This window comes from Vibrio sp. 03_296 (assembly GCF_002265885.1).
On the sequence record NZ_NPKW01000826.1, the window covers coordinates 1 to 686 of the forward strand.

General features: G+C 42.6%; 1 protein-coding gene and 1 pseudogene. One reads left to right on the plus strand and one right to left on the minus strand.

The window, feature by feature from the left end:
- Positions 1-116: 116 nt before the first annotated feature.
- Entirely contained in the window at positions 117-311 is a 195-nt protein-coding gene (locus CIK04_RS34565) for an alpha-glucosidase C-terminal domain-containing protein (RefSeq protein WP_325205937.1), read from the plus strand.
- A gap of 52 nt (positions 312-363) precedes the next feature.
- Here the strand turns inward: CIK04_RS34565 and CIK04_RS34570 are convergent.
- A pseudogene (locus CIK04_RS34570) lies at positions 364-613 on the minus strand (hypothetical protein).
- Positions 614-686 lie beyond the last annotated feature (73 nt).

Below are 686 nucleotides of genomic sequence, written 5' to 3' on the forward strand. Positions count from 1 at the left end.
AGCATTGGCAGATTCAGATTCCATTTTCTATCACTACCAAAAGCTGATTGAACTGCGCAACAGCACCAGCGATCGTCTATGGCGATTTCACCCCACTGTTTGCAGAGCACGATAGTGTGTTTGCTTATGTCCGCTCACATCAAGATGAGCAACTGCTGGTCATCAACAACTTTAGCGATCAAGATGTTTCATTAGAGTTGCCGGATAATCTGCAAAACAAAGAAGTTAACTGCTTGATTTATAACTACGATTTGTTGGACGCGCTCGGTGTGACATTGTCACTAAAGCCGTATCAGTGTTACGACATTTAAACTTAAATAAAGAATCAAAAAGGGAAACCACGTGGTTTCCCTTATTTTTACTCTATTTCAGCTTGGCTTYCCSACCAATAATTTTATAAGCGGGGGTTCCTCTGATGAGGCTATCACGCGCAAACTCACTATCACAGTTGGGGCAATGGCATGCTTTTTCACAGTAATTGTCGACGATACGCTCTTTAAAGCATTTCACTAAAGCGCCCTTTCCTCCTTTTCGATATTTAAACAGTAAGGCACGACATTTGCTGCAAATAATCTCAACCGTTCGTTCGGGGCTTTTTGTTTGGCTTGGCCATCAGTTATCTAATTCCGGTTTCACCCACACTTGGCTGAAGTCAAACCAGCCTAGCGCATTGCATTTTGCGTTTK